17 protein-coding genes are annotated in these 13,883 nt (G+C 72.7%); 11 read left to right on the top strand and 6 right to left on the bottom strand.

From position 1 onward, the window contains the following. Window positions 1-73 precede the first annotated feature (73 nt). From menD to ACGFIB_RS18245, 7 genes are all read left to right on the top strand, one after another. Window positions 74-1,723, top strand: coding sequence for a 2-succinyl-5-enolpyruvyl-6-hydroxy-3-cyclohexene-1-carboxylic-acid synthase (gene menD / locus ACGFIB_RS18215; RefSeq protein ID WP_357247234.1), 1,650 nt, complete (start codon window positions 74-76; stop codon window positions 1,721-1,723). Between the two features lie 127 nt (window positions 1,724-1,850). Further along, window positions 1,851-2,492, top strand: coding sequence for a DedA family protein (locus ACGFIB_RS18220; RefSeq protein ID WP_357247237.1), 642 nt, complete (start codon window positions 1,851-1,853; stop codon window positions 2,490-2,492). Window positions 2,493-2,547: 55 nt separating this feature from the next. Further along, complete coding sequence (locus tag ACGFIB_RS18225) at window positions 2,548-3,087, top strand: DUF1203 domain-containing protein (protein WP_393373153.1); 540 nt, start codon at window positions 2,548-2,550, stop codon at window positions 3,085-3,087. A gap of 129 nt (window positions 3,088-3,216) precedes the next feature. Further along, window positions 3,217-3,363: a hypothetical protein gene (locus tag ACGFIB_RS18230; protein WP_393374113.1), complete on the top strand. Its 147-nt coding sequence runs from the start codon at window positions 3,217-3,219 to the stop codon at window positions 3,361-3,363. Between the two features lie 34 nt (window positions 3,364-3,397). Then, window positions 3,398-3,859, top strand: coding sequence for an SRPBCC family protein (locus ACGFIB_RS18235; RefSeq protein ID WP_142574321.1), 462 nt, complete (start codon window positions 3,398-3,400; stop codon window positions 3,857-3,859). Next, window positions 3,856-4,206 carry an ArsR/SmtB family transcription factor gene (locus tag ACGFIB_RS18240; RefSeq protein WP_142574271.1) on the top strand — a complete coding sequence of 117 codons (351 nt, stop codon included), beginning with the start codon at window positions 3,856-3,858 and terminating at the stop codon, window positions 4,204-4,206. Before ACGFIB_RS18235 ends, ACGFIB_RS18240 begins: the two co-directional genes overlap by 4 nt. A 21-nt stretch (window positions 4,207-4,227) precedes the next feature. Beyond that, window positions 4,228-4,671, top strand: coding sequence for an SRPBCC family protein (locus ACGFIB_RS18245; protein ID WP_357247246.1), 444 nt, complete (start codon window positions 4,228-4,230; stop codon window positions 4,669-4,671). On the opposite strand, the gene ACGFIB_RS18250 is transcribed toward ACGFIB_RS18245, so the two are convergent. From ACGFIB_RS18250 to ACGFIB_RS18260, 3 genes are all read right to left on the bottom strand, one after another. Then, window positions 4,655-5,158 carry a hypothetical protein gene (locus ACGFIB_RS18250; protein WP_393373157.1) on the bottom strand — a complete coding sequence of 168 codons (504 nt, stop codon included), beginning with the start codon at window positions 5,156-5,158 and terminating at the stop codon, window positions 4,655-4,657. The genes ACGFIB_RS18245 and ACGFIB_RS18250 overlap by 17 nt on opposite strands. A gap of 292 nt (window positions 5,159-5,450) precedes the next feature. Further along, a complete protein-coding gene (locus ACGFIB_RS18255) occupies window positions 5,451-5,750 on the bottom strand; it encodes a hypothetical protein (protein WP_393373160.1) in 300 nt (99 codons plus the stop codon). Window positions 5,751-5,805: 55 nt separating this feature from the next. Continuing rightward, on the bottom strand, window positions 5,806-6,300 hold the full coding sequence (locus ACGFIB_RS18260; protein ID WP_393373163.1) for a dipeptidase: 495 nt from the start codon (window positions 6,298-6,300) through the stop codon (window positions 5,806-5,808). A gap of 92 nt (window positions 6,301-6,392) precedes the next feature. On the opposite strand from ACGFIB_RS18260, the gene ACGFIB_RS18265 reads away from it, so the two are divergent. Beyond that, a complete protein-coding gene (locus ACGFIB_RS18265) occupies window positions 6,393-7,013 on the top strand; it encodes an IMPACT family protein (RefSeq protein ID WP_357164023.1) in 621 nt (206 codons plus the stop codon). 64 nt (window positions 7,014-7,077) lie between these two features. Here ACGFIB_RS18265 and ACGFIB_RS18270 read toward each other — a convergent pair whose 3' ends face one another. After that, window positions 7,078-8,301, bottom strand: coding sequence for an isochorismate synthase (locus tag ACGFIB_RS18270; RefSeq protein ID WP_357247257.1), 1,224 nt, complete (start codon window positions 8,299-8,301; stop codon window positions 7,078-7,080). Window positions 8,302-8,472: 171 nt separating this feature from the next. Here ACGFIB_RS18270 and ACGFIB_RS18275 point away from each other — a divergent pair, with 171 nt between their 5' ends. Further along, window positions 8,473-9,288, top strand: coding sequence for an SGNH/GDSL hydrolase family protein (locus ACGFIB_RS18275; RefSeq protein WP_142574276.1), 816 nt, complete (start codon window positions 8,473-8,475; stop codon window positions 9,286-9,288). Between the two features lie 10 nt (window positions 9,289-9,298). On the opposite strand, the gene ACGFIB_RS18280 is transcribed toward ACGFIB_RS18275, so the two are convergent. Next, window positions 9,299-9,991: a FadR/GntR family transcriptional regulator gene (locus tag ACGFIB_RS18280; RefSeq protein WP_191053688.1), complete on the bottom strand. Its 693-nt coding sequence runs from the start codon at window positions 9,989-9,991 to the stop codon at window positions 9,299-9,301. Window positions 9,992-10,285: 294 nt separating this feature from the next. Between ACGFIB_RS18280 and ACGFIB_RS18285 the strand changes: the two genes are divergently transcribed. Then, window positions 10,286-11,941 carry a 2-isopropylmalate synthase gene (locus ACGFIB_RS18285; RefSeq protein ID WP_393374116.1) on the top strand — a complete coding sequence of 552 codons (1,656 nt, stop codon included), beginning with the start codon at window positions 10,286-10,288 and terminating at the stop codon, window positions 11,939-11,941. Here the strand turns inward: ACGFIB_RS18285 and ACGFIB_RS18290 are convergent, their stop codons facing one another. After that, entirely contained in the window at window positions 11,942-12,799 is an 858-nt protein-coding gene (locus ACGFIB_RS18290) for a helix-turn-helix transcriptional regulator (RefSeq protein WP_393373168.1), read from the bottom strand. It lies immediately after the preceding gene. A gap of 152 nt (window positions 12,800-12,951) precedes the next feature. Here ACGFIB_RS18290 and ACGFIB_RS18295 point away from each other — a divergent pair, with 152 nt between their 5' ends. Continuing rightward, on the top strand, window positions 12,952-13,869 hold the full coding sequence (locus ACGFIB_RS18295; protein WP_393373171.1) for an NADP-dependent oxidoreductase: 918 nt from the start codon (window positions 12,952-12,954) through the stop codon (window positions 13,867-13,869). Window positions 13,870-13,883: the final 14 nt, after the last annotated feature.

Genomic DNA, 13,883 nt, shown 5'->3' on the forward strand with positions numbered 1-13,883 from the left:
CGGCTCCGAGAACGGGAGGAGACGGGCGGGTGGACAGGAACCGGGCCGGCCGGGGCGTTCTGGGGGCGCGGCAGTGAACCCGGCGACCGCTCTTTCGACCGTCCTGATCGACGAACTGGTGCGCTGCGGGGTCACCGACGTGGTGCTCGCCCCGGGCTCCCGGTCCGCGCCGCTGGCGCTCGCCGCGCACGCCGAGTCGCGGGTGCGGCTGCACGTGCGCTTCGACGAGCGTTCGGCCTCGTACCTCGCGCTCGGCCTGGCCAAGCGGTCCGAGCGGCCGGTGGCCCTGATCTGCACCTCGGGCACGGCGGCGGCCAACTTCCACCCCGCCGTGATCGAGGCGTCCGAGTCGGGCGTTCCGCTGCTCCTGCTGACCGCCGACCGGCCGCCCGAGCTGCGCGGCACCGGTGCCAACCAGACGATCGACCAGGTCAAGCTGTACGGCTCGGCCGTGCGCTGGTTCGCCGAGGTCGGGGTGCCCGAGGAGCGGCCGGGCCAGGTGGCCTACTGGCGGTCGCTGGTGTGCCGGGCCTGCCAGCGCGCCGCCGGGCCGCCGGACCCCGGGCCCGTCCACCTCAACGTGGCCTTCCGCGAGCCGCTGATCCCCGACGGCGACGCGAGCTGGTGCGAGCCGCTGGACGGCGGCGCCTCCGGCGCGTGGTTCCGGGCACGGGTTGCGCCGCCCTCCGCCGCCCTGCACATCCCGCCGACCCGGCGCGGAGTGCTGGTCGTCGGCGACGGCGCCGTCAACGTGCGGCGATACGTCGCGGCCGCCGGCATGGCGGGCTGGCCCGTGCTGTCGGAGCCCAACGGCGGCGGCCGGTACGGCGACCACGCCGTCTCGACCTACCACTTCCTCCTCGGCGACCAGGAGTGGGCCGACGCCCACCGGCCCGACGTCGTGGTCACCCTCGGCCGCCCCGGACTGTCACGCCCCCTGCTGTCGTGGCTGCGCCGGGCCGACGAGCACATCGTGGTCGCCCCCGACCTGACCCGGTGGCCCGACCCGACCCGCTCGGCGACGCAGGTGGCCCAGGCCGTGGAGATCCCGATCGCGGCCGGAGGGGACGCCTGGCTGCGCGCCTGGCGGCACGCCGACCACGTGGCCCGCGAGGCGATCGACGACGTTCTCGACTCCTCCGGGCTGACCGAGCCGCGGCTGGCCAGGGACCTCGCCGAGGTGGTGCCCAACGGCTCGCTGCTGTTCTGCGGGTCCTCCATGCCGATCCGCGACCTCGACCAGGCCATGCGCCCCCGGCGGGGGCTGCGGCTGATGGCCAACCGGGGCGCGTCGGGCATCGACGGCCTGGTCTCCGCCGCCGTCGGGGCGGCGCTCGCCCACAACGGCCCGGCGTACGCGCTGATCGGCGACCTCACGCTGCTGCACGACCAGAACGGACTGATTCTCGGGCCGCGCGAGCCCCGGCCCGACCTGTGCCTGATGGTGGTGAACAACGACGGCGGGGGGATCTTCTCCCTGCTGCCGCAGGCCGCGCTGGAGGACCCGTTCGAGCGGGTCTTCGGCACGCCCCACGGGGTGGACATCGGCTACCTGGCCGCCGCGAGCGGCCTGCCGTACACACTGGTCGAGGACCCGGAGGAGCTGTCCAGGGCGATCAAGGGGGACGGCCTGCGCATCGTGGAGGCGCGCACCGACCGGGTGAGCAACGCGGCCGTCCACGCCGCGATGCGCGAAGCCGTGCGCGCGGCGATGCGCGACTGACCGCCTCCCGGACGGGGGCGGGGCACGCCCGTCGTTCTCCCGGGTGACCCGCTCTGGTCCTTCCGGCGGATGGCTCACCCCCGGGGCGACGGCAGAATGGGTGCTGTTACCGCGTTGAGGGAGTGAGATGCACGTCGACGAGTGGCTGCAGACCATCCCGTCCGTCTGGGTCTACGTGCTCGTGGGCGCCGTCATCGGGCTGGAGAGTCTGGGCATCCCGCTCCCGGGTGAGATCGTGCTGGTGAGCGCCGCGCTGCTGTCGGCCAAAGGGGTCGTGGACCCCGTGGTCGTCGGGCTCTGCGCGAGCGGCGGCGCGATCGTGGGGGACTCCATCGGCTATCTGATCGGCCGCAAGGGCGGACGGCCGCTGTTCGACCGGCTGGGACGGCGCTTCCCCAAGCACTTCGGCCCCGCGCACATCGCCAAGGCGGAGCAGGTGTTCAACCGCCACGGCATGTGGGCGGTGTTCTTCGGCCGCTTCGTCGCCCTGCTGCGGATCCTCGCCGGTCCGCTGGCCGGCGCCCTGCACATGCCGTACTGGCGCTTTCTGGTCGCCAACGTCCTCGGTGGCGTCGCGTGGGCCGGCGGGACCACGGCCGCGATCTACTACCTGGGCGTGGTGGCCGACAAGTGGCTGAAGAACTTCTCCTGGGTGGGGCTGGCGGTCGCCGTCCTGGGCGGCCTGGGCACCACCGTGTGGCTCAAGCGCAAGGCCGCCAAGGCCGCGGGCGAGGAGGACACGGTGCCGGAGACCGTCAGCGCCTCCTGACGCGTCGTCCGTTTTCCGCCAGCCCTCCGGACGGCCGTACGGCCACGATGAGGGCATGACGTTCGACATCAGGGCCATCGCGCCCGACGTGCTTGACCAGCTCAGGAAGACCGACGACGCCGGGCGGCGGCCGCGCCGGATCGTCGAGGAGGAGGGCGGCAACCCGCTGCGCTGCTGCCTGCGCCGCTCCCGGCCTGGAGAGGCGATCCTGCTCGCGGCCTACGCGCCGCTGCGCCGCTGGGCGCTGGAGACCGGCGCCGACCCCGGGGCGTACGAGGAGGTCGGGCCGGTGTTCGTCCACGAGGAGCCGTGTGAGGGACCCGAGCCGGAAACAGGACCCGGCTATCCGGCCGCGATGGGCGGCCCGCGCCGGGTCTTCCGCACCTACCGCGCCGACGGCTCCATTCTGAACGGGCACCTCGTGGAGGGGCACCAGTCGGCCGACTCCGTCGCGGCGTCGATCCTGCTGGACGCCCTGCTGGAGGACCCGGAGACGGCGCTGGTCCACGTGCGGGCTGTGGAGTTCGGCTGTTTTCTGTTCGAGGTGCGGCGCGCTGTGCGGAGTCCTACTGCGAGCGATGCGCCGGTTTGGTGAGGTGGACTTGGTGGCGGCGGGAAAGGACGCCTGGCGTTCGGGCAACCACGAGGGAGAGGTCCACGAGTTCGCCGCCGGGGTGCTCAACGTCGCACCGGCGTCGAGGCGACCTCCGACTCGCTCTTCCAGATCGGCTCGATAACGAAGCTGTGGGCGGCGACGCAGATCATGCTGCTGGCCGAGCAGGGGCGGGTCACCGTCGACACGCCGGTGTGGAGACCGGCCGGGCCGGCGATGCGCAACCGTTGGTTGCGCAAATGCCGGCCTCCGGGATAGCCTCATGTGCAACCAAACGTTGCAGGAGGTTGACATGGAGTTCGGCACCATCGAGCGCGAGATCTACATCGAGTCGGCGCCGGAGATCGTCTTCGAGGTGGTGAGCAGTCCCGACCACCTCAAGGAGTGGTGGCCTGACGACGCCCGGTACGAGCCGGCGCCCGGGTCGGCGGGGGAGATCGTTTTCGGCGACCGCGACGCCGGCGGGGCGGTGGTGGCGTTCACCGTCGTCGACGTGCGGCCGCCGCGGACGTTCTCCTTCCGCTGGACGCACCCGGCCGGCGAGGTGGCGGCCGGGGGCAACTCACTGCTGGTCACCTTCGACCTGACCCCCTCGGGCGGCGGGACGCTGCTCAGGATGACCGAGTCCGGCTTCCGCGAGATGGGCTGGGAGGTCGCCGTCCTGGAGCAGCAGTACCGGGAGCACGTCACCGGCTGGGACTTCTACCTGCCGCGGCTGGCGCCGTACGTCGCGACGCTGCGGGTGCGGCCGTGAGCGCCACAACGGCCGAGAACGTCGACGACGACCTCTGGTCGGCGATCGGAGACCCGACCCGGCGACGGATGCTCGACCTGCTGCTCATCGAGGGCGACGGCACCGCGACCTCGCTGGCTCAGCGGCTCCCGGTCACCCGTCAGGCGGTGGCCAAGCACCTCGGCGTCCTCGACCGGGCCGGCCTGGTCCGGGGGACACCGGCGGGCAGGGAGAAGCGCTATCGGGTGGACGACGCCCAGCTCGCCCGCGCGGTGGCCCAGCTGTCGTCCGTAGGGGCGGCGTGGGACGCCCGGCTGCAGCGGATCAAGCGCATCGCCGAGGCGATCCAGCGCACCCAACAGGACTGACGAGACCGAGGAGAGCCGAGGATGGCAGACATTCTGCACAGGATCGGGGTCAAGACCCGGTCGCCGGAGAAGGTGTACGACGCGCTGACGACCGTCGAGGGCCTCGCCGGCTGGTGGACCGACGACACGAAGGGGAGCGGCGACGTCGGCGGCGTGCTCGAGTTCCGGTTCCCGCCCGGCGGCTTCGACATGGAGGTCGTCGAGCTGCGTCCGTCCGAACGGGTGGCGTGGCGGGTGGCCGACGGCCCCGAGGAGTGGATCGGGACGACGATCGACTGGGATCTCCGCCAGGACGGCGACTACACGATCGTGCTGTTCAAGCACCAGGGCTGGAAGGAGCCCGTGGAGTTCATGCACCACTGCAGCACCAAGTGGGCCACGTTCCTGATGAGCCTGAAGTCCCTGGTGGAGACCGGCGAGGGCGCGCCGGCCCCCCGGGACGTGCAGATCAGCGACTGGCACTGAGCCGTCGCAGGCGGGCCGGCCGGCCGCCGTCGTCTAGCCCCCTGACGGCGTCCGGCGGGATCTCCACCGGGGACGGCTCACGCCGTACGGCGGCGAGCACGGGCGATGAGGTTAGGCACCAGACGGCGAGCACCCGGTCGGACTCGTCCCCGGCGTTGATCGCGTCGCCCATGCTGCCGTAGAAGGCCGACAGGTATTCCTCGGGTCGGGCCCCGAGCTTGGCGAGGTTGAAGTGGGCGTTGCGGCGCACCAGCGGATCGTACGTCCAGGTGATCGTCTCCAGGCAGCGGTCGAGCGCCCACTGCCGCTGGTGCAGCTTCAGTGCGAAGCCGACGCCCCGCCCGGTGAGGGTCACGGTGATGTGAGAGTGCAGCGTCCGCCGCGGCGGGGCCGCGACGAACCCGACCGACGCGCCGACCAACCGGTCGTCCAGGTAGGCCCCCGCCGCATAGTTTCCGGCGTGCGACAGCGCACGCAGCATCTCCACCGTGACCGGCGCACCGCCGGGATCCGGCCGTCAGATGCCGCAGAACAGGCGGCAGACCTCCTCGAACTCCTCGATGCCGTGCAACTCGCGCAGACATGGCTCCCGCAGGTCCGGTTTGTCAGGGCCGCGCGCTCGCCTCCAGCACGAAGGCGGCGGCGCGACCGCGCGCCGACTCCTCGACCAGGGCGCGGGAGGACGGCGACCCGACCTCCTCGTCCCCGGTGACCAGCACGCACACGCCGTCGGGGGAGGGCAGCGCGGCCAGCGTGGAACATCTGCACCAGCCCGGCCTTCATGTCGAACACGCCGGGCCTCCGCGCGATGCCGCCGCCGACGGACCACGGCCGCGTGCGCAGGGACCCGATCGGCCAGACCGTGTCGTGGTGACCGAGCAGCAGCCGCGCGGCTCGCCGAAGCTCCACCGCAGGTGCGTCACCCCGTCGACCACGATCGACTCGGGAGACGCGCCGAGCAGGCGGCGCCCCTGGTCGGCGACCACGGCGGCGCTGCGGGCCACCGCCTCGTGGTCGGCGGAGAACAACTCGCAGCAGACGAGCTCCTCCAGGTCGGCCAGCATGGCGGAGAGGTTCACAACGGCCTGCCCAGCTCGGCCAGGAACAGCCGCCGCACGTTGCCGCCGAGGATCTTCAGCATCTCGTCGCCGGACCGGCCGCGCCGCAGCAGGGCCTCGGTGCCCAGGGGCAGCCCGCGTGGCCCGTCCAGCCCGGGAAGAAGTTGACGCAGACGACCCCGCCGGTGGCGGCGACGCCGCGGATCTGGTCGTCGGTGAGGTTGCGGTGGTGGTCGCGCAGGGCGCGGGCGGACGAGTGCGTCGCCATCACCGGGCGGGTGGCCAGCTCCAGCACGTGCTCGACCCCGCGTGCGCCCAGGTGGGAGACATCGAAGATCATGCCGAGCCGCTCCATCTCGCGTACGGCCGCCACCTCGGCGTGGGTCAGCCGGCCACCGGTGGCGTCCTCGCCGCTGCCGTCCGCCAGCGGCGTGCGCCCCCAGTGGGCGATCGAGGCGACCCGTACGCCGAGCCGGTGCAGGGTGGGCAGCAGTTCGACCGATGGGGGTGCTGGTGGAGTTCGCCTGACACCTCGCAGAGGGTACGGCAGGGAGGGAACGGGATAGTTCATCGGGTCTCACCAAAGAACGGTGTGATGTTCGTCCGCGTGCACGAAGACCCGACATTACTTTGTAAAGGCGGTGTGCTGAATAAGCTGATCCCGTGGCAGCGCCGTACCGAACCATCAGGGACATTGTCGAGCACGAGATCGAGATCCGCCGTTCGCGTTTCATCTGCGCGCTCGCCCCTGCGGCCACGGAGGAGGCCGCGCGGGAGTTCGTCGCCGAGCGCAGGCGGCTCTACGCCGACGCGACCCACAACTGCTCGGCGTACGTCGTGGGGGAGAGCGTGCGCAGGGCGGACGACGACGGGGAGCCCGGCGGCACGGCCGGCACGCCGATGCTGGAGATGCTCACCCGGCGCGGCTTCGCCGATGTGGCCGCGGTGGTCACCCGCTACTTCGGCGGGGTGCTGCTTGGCGCGGGCGGCCTCGCGCGGGCGTACGGCGGCGCGGTGGGGGAGACGCTCGACCGGGCGGAGGTGGTCGAGATGGTCCCCGCGGCGGTCGTGACCGTGTCGGTCGGCCACGCCCAGGCCGGGAGGCTGGAAAGCGACCTGCGCGCCTCGCCGTACGCGTTACGCGGGGTGGACTACGGCGCGCGGGTCGCCTTCGAGGTGGCGGTGGCCGAGGACCGGCTGCCCGTCTTCGAGGAGTGGATCGCGGCGGTCACCGCCGGGCGGGCCGTGACCGCGCTCGACGGCACCGTTCACCTCGCTCGCTGACGCGAGTCCCACCTCGCTCGCCGATGTGAGTCCCACCTCGGCCGTTGTGACGGGGAGACGCGCGTCACCCTTCCAGGGCGTACCGCATCACGCGAAGCTTGGCCTGCGCCTCGGCGAGCTCGGCGGCGGGGTCCGATTCGGCCATGATGCCGCAGCCGGCGAACAGCCGGGCGCGCCTGCCCGAGACGTACGCGCAGCGCAGCGCGATGCCCCACTCGCCGTCGCCGCGCGAGTCGATCCAGCCGACCGGCCCGGCGTAGCCCCCGCGGTCCATGCCCTCCAGCTCGCGGATGACGCCGATCGCGGCGCCGGTCGGCGTCCCGCCGACGGCGGCCGTGGGATGCATGGCCGCCACCACGTCGAGCACCGACGCGCCGTCGGACAGCCGCCCGGTGACCCGGCTGGCCAGATGCTGCACGTTGGACAGCACGAGGAGCTCGGGCTCGTCGGGGACGTTCAGCGTCGAGCACAGGGGGGCGAGGGCCTCCCGGACCGAGGCGACCGCGTAGGCGTGCTCGTGACGGTCCTTCTCCGAGGCGTACAGCGCGGCGCCGCGGGCGGCGTCGTCGGCCGGGCCGCCGCCCCGCGCCGTCGTGCCCGCGAGCACCAGCGACTCCACCGCCTGGCCGGTGTGCCGCACCAGCAGCTCCGGTGTCGCGCCGACCAGCCCGTCCACCGAGAACGTGTAGCACTCGGGGTAGCGCTCGGCCAGCCGGTCCAGCAGCACGCGGGGGTCGATGTCCCGCTCGGCGACGGCCGTCAGGTCGCGGGCGAGCACGACCTTGTCCAGCATGCCGTCCTTGATCCGCCGTACGGCTCGCGCGACCCGGTGCTCCCACTGGGCCGCCGTCAGCGAGCCGTCGGCGTACCGGATGCGGCCGGGCTCCCTCGGCGGGGAGAACAGGTCGAAGGCGCTGTCGCCGATCGTGGTGAGCCAGGCGCGGCCGTCCCGCCGGGCGAGCACCACGCGGGGGACGACCAGCACGGTCCCCGGGGCGTGGCCGTCGAAGGTGAAGGAGCCGAAGGCGACCGGTCCCGAGCCCGGCACGCCGACCTCGTCCTCGATGAGCGCCCCCGCGAACAGCGAGGAGAGCCAGCCGCGTGCCCAGTCGAACCGGCCGGGGCCGGCCGGCACCGCGGCCCGTGCCGCCTCCCCCCAGCCCACGAGTCCCTCACCGTGTCTGATCCAGGCGTACGGCGCGGCGTCGGGCAGACGCGCCAGCAGATCGTCAGGGTCGCTCACCGCGACCGTGCGAACCACGAGGGGCCGGATAAGAGCGACACTCACTCGACTCACTCTACGCAGGATCTGAACGTGTTCGACAACAGGCCCCCCTTGCGTTCGCGGGCCCCACCTGTCAAGCCGCGATAGGAACTTGGTCATGGAAGGGTCGCCTTCCCTGGTGGCGATAGAGCGCACCTCCACGCGATCCCTACCTTTGATCTCCCGGAGGTGCCCATGATCAAGAAGATCACGCCAGTCCTGGCCACGGCCGTCCTGCTCGTGCCGACCGGCGCCCACGCCCGTACGATGCCCGCCGTCATGGCGGCGCTGGGCGACTCGATCAGCGCAGGGTTCAACGCCTGCGGCTGGTACGTCGCCTGCACGTCCCGCTCCTGGTCCGCGGGCGACTCGCCGTCGGTGAACAGCCACTATCTCCGCCTGCTCACCATGGGGAGCGCGATCAAAGGGCACAACCTGAACTTCGCCGTCCCGGGGGCGACCAGCGCCGACCTGGCCGGGCAGGCGCGCAAGGCCGTCCAGGCCGGGGCCGGCTACGTCACCGTCCTGATCGGCGCGCAGGACGCCTGCGTGGGCTCCGAGAAGGAGATGACCCCCGTGACCGCGTTCCGGCGCAACATTGACGCGGCCTTCGACGTGCTGCGGCCCACCGGCGCGCGCGTCTACGTCGCGAGCATTCCGGATATCAAGCGCCTGTGGCGGGTCGGCAAGGCCAACGGATGGGCGCCCGTCTTCTGGGGGATCGGCCACATCTGCCAGTCGATGCTGGCCAACCCGAAGTCCACCGCGAAGAAGGACGAGGCCAGGCGCGACCGGGTGCGCGAGCGGGTGATGGACTACAACGAGCAGCTCGGGCAGGCATGCGAGAGCTACGGCCCGGCCTGCCACTACGACGGGGGCGCGGTCTTCTCCTACCCGTTCACCCTCAAGCAGGTGAGCGGGTGGGACTACTTCCACCCCAACGCCGACGGGCAGAAGGCCCTCGCCAAGATAACCTTCGACGCGGGCTTCTTCGCCGACGTGGAGCCCTGATCGCGTTCACTCAGCCCGCGCGGCGGAGGCGGCCGAGGGTCTGCTCCAGTTCCTCCTGCAGCACGCGGCCCGCGCCGTCGGCGTCACCGCGCTCGACGGCGCCGACGAACGCCGCGTGGGTGTGGTCTCCCGGGTTCGGGTCGCCCGCCCGCAGGTCGAGCAGGTCCACCAGGGCGACCAGACCCTCGCGCAGCCGGGGGACGAACTCGGCGAACAGGTCGGTCAGCACCGGGTTGTGCGCGGCCGCGACGACGGCCGCGTGCAGAGCGATGTCGGCGTCGACGAAGGCGGCGTCACTTTCCCGCGCGGCGGCCCGCCGCGCCTCCAGCGCCGCGTGCAGCGCCGTCACGTCGTCCGGCGTACGGCGCCGCGCCGCCAGCCGGGCGGCCTGCACCTCGACCAGCATCCGCACCTCGTAGACGTCGGCCACGGCGGCACGGCGCAGGCGGGCCGTCCAGTCCTCAGCAGGACTGGTGGCGATGACGAAGACCCCGGCGCCCTGCCGCGCCTGCACCAGCCCGGCTCCGGCCAGTGCGCGCAGGGCCTCGCGGACGGTGGAACGGCCCACGCCCAGGGTCGTGGCCAGGGTCGTCTCGCCGGGCAACCGGGTGCCGACCGGCCAGCGGCCCTCCGCGATCTGCTCGCGCAGGCTCTCGACGGCCTGGTCGACCAGAGGGCTGCGACGGAGTGCGCCGAGCGCCATGGATTTTCACCTCTCAGGTTGTCAGATCTCAGGTTGTCTGAGGAGTTGTTCTGTGGTTAGTCTAACCGCCATGTCGCCGCGCTGGTCCTTCGGCCGTATCTCCGGCCTGCTTCTCAGTCGCCGCGGCGGGGTTTGACCCGAGACCGGCGCCCCGCCGCGGAGTGCCGTTCCGCCGGTCGCCGGCAGTCCGACCAAAGGACCATCTCCGTGACCACCGTCTTCCCCACGATTCGCACCCCGCGAGGCGCGGTGCCCGCCGATGCTCCCGCCTGGAATCCCCAGCGGGGCAGCGAGATGCCGTCTCACCGCTACCGGCCCGCCCACGAGCGGGTCGAGATTCCCGAGATCCGGCGCGCCTGGCCCGGGCGCAGGATCGAGCGGGCCCCCCTGTGGGTGCCCGTGGACCTGCGCGACGGCAACCAGGCGCTGGCCGAGCCGATGGACACGCCGCGCAAGCGCCGCATGTTCGACCTCCTCGTCGCGATGGGGTTCAAGGAGATCGAGGTCGGCTACCCGTCGTCGAGCCGGACCGACTTCGACTTCGTCCGTCACCTGGCCACAGGCGGCGCGGTGCCGGACGACGTGACCCCCGTGGTGTTCACGGCGGCCCGCCGCGACCTCATCGAGCAGACCTTCGCCTCCATCCAGGGCATGCCGCGCGCGGTGGTGCACCTGTACACCGCGACCGCGCCGGTCTGGCGCGACGTCGTGCTCGGACAGGACCGGGCCGGGCTGCACGCGCTCATCCGGGAGGCCGCCGGGCACATCGCGCGGCTCGCCGACGCCATGCCGGCAACGGCGCTGCGGTTCGAGTTCTCCCCTGAGGTGTTCAACTGCACCGAGCCCGACTTCATCCTGGAGGTCTGCAACGGCCTCACCCGGTTGTGGGACGCCTCGCCCGACCGGCCGGTGATCCACAATCTGCCCGCCACCGTCGAGATCGCCACGCCGAACCTGTACGCCGACCAGATCGAGTACATGCACCGCCACCTCGAACGGCGTGACGCGGTCATCCTCTCGGTCCACCCGCACAACGACAGGGGCACGGGGGTGGCCTGCGCGGAGCTCGCCGTACTGGCCGGGGCGCAGCGCGTCGAGGGCTGCCTGTTCGGCAACGGCGAGCGCACCGGGAACGTCGACCTCGTCACCCTCGCGCTCAACCTGTACGCGCAGGGCGTCGACCCGATGGTGGACTTCTCCGACATCGACGTCATCCGGCGGACCGTCGAGGAGTGCAACCGCCTGCCGGTCCACGTACGGCATCCGTACGGCGGAGACCTGGTCTACACGGCCTTCTCCGGGACCCACCAGGACGCGATCAGCAAGGGCCTCGCCCACCACGAGCGCGCGGCGGCCGAGCGGGGCGTGCCGGTGGGGGAGGCGCCCTGGTCGGTGCCCTACCTGCCGATCGACCCGGCCGACGTCGGCCGCACGTACGAGGCAGTCATCCGGGTCAACAGCCAGTCGGGCAAGGGCGGCATCGCCCACCTCCTCCAGGCGCACCACGGGCTCGACCTGCCGAAGGCGCTGCGCGCGGAGTTCTCCCGCGTCGTGCAGGAGGCGACGGACCGCAGCGGGCGGGAGGCCACGCCTGAGGACCTGCTCCGGTTGTTCCGCGCCGCTTACATGGCGCAGGACGGGCCGGTCACGCTGGGCGAGGGCGAGGGCGAGGGCGAGGGCGAGGGCGCCGGACCGGCGGCGGCCCTCGCCGCCGCGCTGGAGGCGTCCGGAATCGCGGTGGAGGTGCTCTGGCAGGGCGGGCATCCGGCGGAGGGCGGCGCCGTCGCCTACGCCCGGTGCCGCGTCGGCGACACGTCCGTCTGGGGGGCGGGCGAGGACACCGACGCCGCGTCGGCGTCCGCCCGGGCGGTGCTCGCCGCCGTCAACCGCGCCCTGGCCGGGCAGCGGGGCGACCGCTCGCAGGGGTGGCCGGGCGACGTCATGCCTTGATCAGGTACGCGTCGCGGCGGTGCCGTGCCGGTGCTGCGGGCCGAGCACGCGCAGCATGTCGAGCGCCTCGGTGCCGCCGGGCGGCGGGGTGAAGACCCGCAGCCGCTGGTCCGCGGCAGGTGTCGCCAGCACCTCGCAGTCGAACTCGATCCTGCCCAGCTCGGGATGCATGAGCCGGTACGGGTGTGACCTGCGCACCGCGACCTCGTGCCGGTCCCAGAGCGTCGCGAACTCGGCGCTGGCCGCGCGGAGCCGCGTGACAAGCGTGCGGGCCGCCGCGTCGTCCCCGCGGCGGGCGACCGCGGCGCGCAGGTCGGCGACCAGCTGCCGGGAGTGCTCCTCGTGCTCCTCGGCGGCGAAGTGGTTGCGCACGTCCGGCTCGGTGAACCAGCGCAGCACGATGTTGCGGTCCTCCTGGGCCACCGTGCACACGCACCCGAACAACGCCTGCGCCATGTCGTTCTGCGCCAGCACGTCGCCCAGATCGCTCAGGATCTGGACCGGAACGCCGTCCAGCCGGTCGAGGAGGTACAGCATGCCCGGCCGCAGGTACTCTCCGGCCCGCGCCCCCTCCGGCGGGCGGTGCCCGGCGAGCAGGTAGAGGTGGTCGCGCTCGTCGGCGGTCAGCCGCAGCGCGTGCGTCAGCGCGGACAGCACCTGAACCGAGGGCTGTGGGCTCCTGGCCTGTTCGAGCCGCATGTAATAGTCGGCCGACATCCCGGCGAGTGCCGCGACCTCCTCGCGGCGCAGTCCCGGCGTACGCCGCCTCGGCCCCTCGACCAGTCCGACGTCCCGTGGAGTCAGCCGCTCCCGGGACCGGCGCAGGAAATCGGCGAGGTCGTCGCGGTGAATCCCCATATCGCTAGTGATATCACCGTTCGTTCAGCACATCCTGGGACCGTCGATCCTAGGTAGACCGCTCCGTTCCTGGGCCTTCGCCGGCGAGGGCATAGTCGACGGCGTGGCCGTCCCAAGGCCTTGCCCCGACGAGGAAGAGCGGTGATCACGCGATGAAGGCGGTGCGGTTCCACGAGTACGGCGGCATCGATGTGCTGCGGGTGGAGGAGGTGGCGCGTCCGGTGCCCGGCCCCGGGCAGGTGCTGGTCGAGGTCCGCGCGGCCGGGATCCAGCCCGGCGAGGTGATGATCCGGAAGGGCGCGCGGCACGAGCGCTGGCCGGCGACGTTCCCCTCCGGGCAGGGCAGCGATCTGGCCGGTGTGGTGGTGGAGGCCGGTCCGCAGGTGCGTGGCGTCGCGGTGGGCGACGAGGTCCTCGGCTTCACGCACAACAGGGCGAGCCACGCGGAGTTCGTCGTGGCCGACGACGTGAATCTGACCCCGCGTCCGAAGGGGCTGCCCTGGGACGTGGCCGGGTCGTTGTACGTGGCCGGCACGACCGCGTACGCCACCGTGTTCGCGGTCGACCCCGGTCCGGCCGACACGGTCGTCGTGTCCGGTGCGGCGGGCGGCGTCGGGTCCCTTGCCGTGCAGCTCGCGCGGCGGCGCGGCGCCACGGTCATCGGGCTGGCGAGCGAGCCGAATCACGCCTGGTTGAAGGATCGCGGCGTCGTCCCGGTCGCGTACGGACAGGGCGTGGCCGAGCGGATCCGGCAGGCCTCCGGCGGGAACGTCGACGCCTTCATCGACACGTTCGGCGACGGCTACGTGGATCTGGCGGTGGAGCTGGGCGTACGGCCCGAGCGGATCGACACGATCCGCGACTGGCGGGCCGCGGCCAGGGTCGGCGCGCGGACCTGCGGAGAGGGCGCGGCGGCGTGCGCGGTCGTGCTCGGCGAGCTGGCCAGGCTCGCCGCGCGCGGGGAGCTCGAGGTGCCGATCGCCCGCGTCTACCCGCTGGAGCGGGTGCGGGACGCGTTCCGCGAGCTGGAACGGGGGCACACGCACGGCAAAATCGTGCTCCACCCCTAGGGAGGCCGGAACCG

Origin of the sequence: Microbispora bryophytorum (assembly GCF_043197435.1) — a bacterium.
In the GTDB taxonomy this organism is placed as follows: Bacteria; Actinomycetota; Actinomycetes; order Streptosporangiales; family Streptosporangiaceae; genus Microbispora; species Microbispora bryophytorum.

Bases quoted from the DNA above. Each gene is read 5' to 3' on its own strand.
- ACGFIB_RS18220 (WP_357247237.1), top strand. From the start codon at position 1,851: ATGCACGTCGACGAGTGGCTGCAGACCATCCCGTCCGTCTGGGTCTAC.
- ACGFIB_RS18225 (WP_393373153.1), top strand. From the start codon at position 2,548: ATGACGTTCGACATCAGGGCCATCGCGCCCGACGTGCTTGACCAGCTC.
- ACGFIB_RS18235 (WP_142574321.1), top strand. From the start codon at position 3,398: ATGGAGTTCGGCACCATCGAGCGCGAGATCTACATCGAGTCGGCGCCG.
- ACGFIB_RS18245 (WP_357247246.1), top strand. From the start codon at position 4,228: ATGGCAGACATTCTGCACAGGATCGGGGTCAAGACCCGGTCGCCGGAG.
- ACGFIB_RS18260 (WP_393373163.1), bottom strand. From the start codon at position 6,300: ATGAACTATCCCGTTCCCTCCCTGCCGTACCCTCTGCGAGGTGTCAGG.
- ACGFIB_RS18275 (WP_142574276.1), top strand. From the start codon at position 8,473: ATGATCAAGAAGATCACGCCAGTCCTGGCCACGGCCGTCCTGCTCGTG.
- ACGFIB_RS18280 (WP_191053688.1), bottom strand. From the start codon at position 9,991: ATGGCGCTCGGCGCACTCCGTCGCAGCCCTCTGGTCGACCAGGCCGTC.
- ACGFIB_RS18285 (WP_393374116.1), top strand. From the start codon at position 10,286: ATGCCGTCTCACCGCTACCGGCCCGCCCACGAGCGGGTCGAGATTCCC.
- ACGFIB_RS18290 (WP_393373168.1), bottom strand. From the start codon at position 12,799: ATGGGGATTCACCGCGACGACCTCGCCGATTTCCTGCGCCGGTCCCGG.
- ACGFIB_RS18295 (WP_393373171.1), top strand. From the start codon at position 12,952: ATGAAGGCGGTGCGGTTCCACGAGTACGGCGGCATCGATGTGCTGCGG.